The sequence below is a fragment of the Leptotrichia sp. genome (assembly GCF_057270615.1).
The window spans coordinates 1-2,199 of the sequence record NZ_DBHIXN010000114.1 but is presented as its reverse complement, the minus strand read 5'-3'; the positions used below and the strand labels follow the sequence as shown (position 1 = coordinate 2,199).

The window sequence follows — 2,199 nt, the reverse complement described above, 5'->3', positions numbered from 1 at the left end:
TCAAATTATCTTTGGAACAGGAACTGTAAATAAAGTTTATGAGGCAGTTCAAGGGCTTGGAGGAGTAAGCGAATCTTCAGTATCTGATATGAAAAAAGAAGCAGCGAAACAAGGAAATGTTATTCAAAGAATATCAAGAACATTTGGAGACATTTTTGTACCAATTATACCAGTATTGGTTGCAACAGGATTATTTATGGGACTTCGTGGATTGCTAACAAATGAAAATTTATTAAAATTATTAGGAACAACGCCTAATAGTATAAACCCAAATTTTTTATTATACACACAAGTATTAACTGATACAGCGTTTATTATATTGCCTGCATTAGTTGCATGGTCAGCATTTAAAGTGTTTGGTGGTTCACCAGTATTAGGAATAGTATTAGGTTCAATGTTAATAAGCAGTTCATTGCCAAATGCTTATCAAGTGGCTTCAGGAGATGCACATCCTATTATGTTCTTTAAATTTATTCCAGTAGTAGGATATCAAGGAACAGTTTTACCAGCATTATTTGTTGGGATGATAGGTGCTAAATTAGAAAAAAGACTTAGAAAAGTTATTCCAGATGCTCTAGATTTATTGCTTACACCATTTTTAGTATTTTTAATTATGAGCACATTGGGATTATTTATCATAGGACCTGTGTTCCATTCATTAGAAACTTATATTTTAAAAGCTACTGAATGGATTTTATCATTGCCATTTGGAATTGCAGGAATTATAATTGGAGGAGTTCAGCAATTAATTGTAGTTACAGGAGTTCACCATGTATTTAACTTTTTGGAAATCCAATTACTTGCAAAAGATGGGTTCAACCAATTCAATCCATTGTTATCAGCTGCAGTTGCAGGACAATTTGGGGCAGTTTTAGCAGTTGGAATTAAAACAAAAGATGTAAAATTAAAAGCATTGGCATTGCCATCAGCATTATCAGCAGCATTAGGAATTACAGAACCTGCAATTTATGGGGTAAACTTGATTAAAGGTAAAGGTAAACCATTCTTGATGGGATTGGCAGGAGGAGCTGCAGGAGGATTTTTGGCATCAATTTTCGGATTAAAAGCATCAGGAATGGCAGTAACAGTAATACCTGGAATCTTATTATTCTTAAATGCTCAATTACCATTGTACTTAGTTTCTATAATCGTAGGTGCTGGAGTAAGTTTTGCATTAACATATACATTTGTAAAATTAGAAAAATAATAGAAATAATAAATTTAAGTAGGGGTTTTGTACTTCTACTTTTTTTTAAAAATGGAGTGTACCCAAAACCTTGGACAAATAAATTGAAAACTAGTTTTCTATTTGTTAAAATATAGTTAAGGAAAGGAATTTGGTTATGAACAAGAGAAGTAAGAGGAAAGCCATAAAGAAGGAAAAACAGAAGAAAAAAAAACAAAAAAATTTACAGAATGAAGTTATAAATTCTTTAAATATAAAAATATCTGATGCTATAAATAATATAAAAAAATTAGGAGGCAATCCTAAAAATGCAAAGTAAAAATAAAATAAAAATTGTTATTCTAATTAGTTTTTCTATCGTGTTTTTTATTAAAATTATGATATCAATATTAAATAAAGAATATATACAAAATGTATACTATGAAATTTCGGAATTTTATGTATTGTATAGATATGATATAAGATTTAGAAAAATTGATTTAGATATAATGGATATAAATCTTGTAAGAAATTTAGGATTTTCAGAATGTCCAAATATAATTAAAATTCAACGTGTAGAAAATTATATTGTAGGTTATTCATTAGGTGAAGAAGATGTTACTTCTTTTGAAAAACAAAAATATAAAATTAAAAAGTTTTGTAAAGGTTATTTTTATATAAATTCTTCTGATGAAAAGGATTTAAAATTTCATTTAACAGAAATAGAGATTAAAAAAAAATTTGGAAATATAGAGTATATTAAGACAATTGATTTTTTAAATAAATATGGATACGGATCAGATAATCAAGAAAATATAACTGACATAATAATATGGAATTTTTTGTTAGCGATGTTTTTTATATTTTCAACTTATATATTGTTTTCATTTGCTATTTTTTTAAAAAATATATTTAAAAAAAAGAATAGCCTTTAAAAATTAATAATGAACTATATTCTAAATAATTAATACAAAAAAACTTTAATTATACCAAATTCACCCATATAACCCCTATAAGCTAAAATTTTCATTTAA

At 27.0% G+C, this 2,199-nt stretch carries 3 protein-coding genes; all 3 read left to right on the top strand.

Annotation, left to right across the window (positions count from 1 at the left end; all coding sequences use genetic code 11):
• The coding region (locus tag ACO409_RS10730; protein WP_485557123.1) for a PTS transporter subunit EIIC at nucleotides 1–1,207 on the top strand (1,207 nt) is incomplete at its 5' end.
• Between the two features lie 136 nt (nucleotides 1,208–1,343).
• Nucleotides 1,344–1,505: a hypothetical protein gene (locus tag ACO409_RS10725; protein WP_485557121.1), complete on the top strand. Its 162-nt coding sequence runs from the start codon at nucleotides 1,344–1,346 to the stop codon at nucleotides 1,503–1,505.
• Nucleotides 1,495–2,100 carry a hypothetical protein gene (locus ACO409_RS10720; RefSeq protein WP_485557119.1) on the top strand — a complete coding sequence of 202 codons (606 nt, stop codon included), beginning with the start codon at nucleotides 1,495–1,497 and terminating at the stop codon, nucleotides 2,098–2,100. The genes ACO409_RS10725 and ACO409_RS10720 overlap by 11 nt, the downstream gene beginning before the upstream one ends.
• The last annotated feature ends 99 nt before the right edge of the window (nucleotides 2,101–2,199 follow it).